The following is a 1567-nucleotide window of genomic DNA, read 5'->3' as shown; positions in this document are numbered from 1 at the left end:
GCCTGGATCGCCATCGTCCTGGGCGTCGATCACCTGCTCGACATGGGCCGCTCGGCCACCAACGTGGTCGGCAACTCGGTCGCCGCCGCCGTGGTCGCCAAGTGGGAAGGCGAGCTGGACGACATCCCCGAGGGGGATGGGGACGCGCCCCAGACGGCCGCCGCCTGAGACGTCAGCCGCACCTAATGAAAAGGCCGCCCCAGCGATGGGGCGGCCTTATTGCTATGCGGTGGCGGCGTTTCTCTCTTGCCGTCATTCCGGGGCGCGAAGCGAACCCGGAACCCAGGCGGCTGAACCTGACAAACCGCCTGCCTAATGAAGCGCCTGGGCCCCGGATCGACCCTTCGGGCCGTCCGGGGTGACAGCGGAGAGGGCGACCCCATTCAGGGCCGCCGCCGTGTCCTAGTCTTCGGCGCTGACCGCCGGCCCGTAGAAGAGGGCGTTGAACAGCAGGCGGACCGAGGACCGGGCCTGGGCGCGGTTGACCACGTCGGGGCCGAGCACGATCACGCGGCCTTCGCCGTGCGGCAGGTCCAGAACCGCGTCCGAACCCGACAGCTTCTGCGGGCCGATGGCCCAGCCGCTGGCGACCGCGACCTGCTCGGGATAGCGGACGATCGAGCCGGTTTCGCTCGCGTGGCGGAAGCCGGTGTTGCGGTTGAAGAAGACGTTCATCTGGGCCGGAGCGCCGAAGGCCAGCGGCTGACGATTGTCCACCTCGGTCTTCAGCACGGCGCCGGGGATGAAGAAGTCGGTCGAGGCCGGGGCCTTGCCGTCCGCGCCCAGCAGGACGTCCTGAACCGGCGCGCCCATGGCGGTGGCGAGACGGTGCGACGAGCCGATGGTGACCACGCTGCCGCCGCCGCGCACGAAGGCGTCGATCTGCGGCACCGACTTCTCGGTCGTGATGTGGCCCAGCCAGCCGCGATATTCGGCGGGGATGGACTCCGGCTCGGGCTGGTCCCGCTGGGCCGCTGCCGAAAGGTCCGCCGGGATCATGTCCGAGGCGAAGACCAGGACGTCGAAGTCCCTGGCCAGATCGCCGGCGTCCAGACGCTGCGGATAGACGACCTCGAACGGGTACTCGAACTGCTCCAGCATCCAGCGGGTCCAGCCCGAGGCCATCGAGCCGCCGTAGCGGTCAACCAGACCGACGCGCACCGGCTTCAGGGCGATCTTGTCGCCGCTCGGAGCACGCGCGGCGGCGTGGGCGTTCAGGCCCAGATCGCGCACGGCGGCCTCGACGATGGGACGGGCCGCATCGCTGGCCGGGATCCACAAGGCGCCGGGGGCAAGCATGGCGCGGCCCGCGCGGGTCTCGCCTTCCTGCCAATAGACCGGCACGCCCGCCGCCAGCAGGCGGTTCGACAGGATGTAGCCGTTGACCGGCGCATGATCGATCAGCCAGCCGGCGCGGCCCGAACCCTCGATCTTGCCGGGCGGCGGGGCCATGACGTCGGCAACGCGCTCGGTCGGGGCCTCGAAGCCGTCGAGGATGCGGTCGAACTTGACCCCCATCTGCAACGCCAGGGTATAGCCGGTCGCGTCATAGGGCAGGGCGGGCGGG

Annotated in this window: 1 protein-coding gene and 1 pseudogene; one reads left to right on the top strand and one right to left on the bottom strand. The window is 70.4% G+C overall.

Translation table 11 applies throughout. The features are described from left to right. Positions 1-168 (top strand): cation:dicarboxylate symporter family transporter (locus CQ039_RS16465; protein ID WP_146112129.1); only part of this gene is annotated, 168 nt, incomplete at its 5' end. A 234-nt stretch (positions 169-402) separates the two neighbouring features. On the opposite strand, the pseudogene CQ039_RS16460 reads toward CQ039_RS16465, so the two are convergent. After that, positions 403-1567: pseudogene (locus tag CQ039_RS16460) on the bottom strand (peptidase); the annotation flags it as partial.

The sequence above is a fragment of the Brevundimonas sp. MYb52 genome (genome assembly GCF_002979535.1).
GTDB lineage: Bacteria > Pseudomonadota > Alphaproteobacteria > Caulobacterales > Caulobacteraceae > Brevundimonas.
The sequence above is the reverse complement of the archived record's forward strand: the minus strand, read 5'-3'. Positions and strand labels throughout refer to the sequence as shown.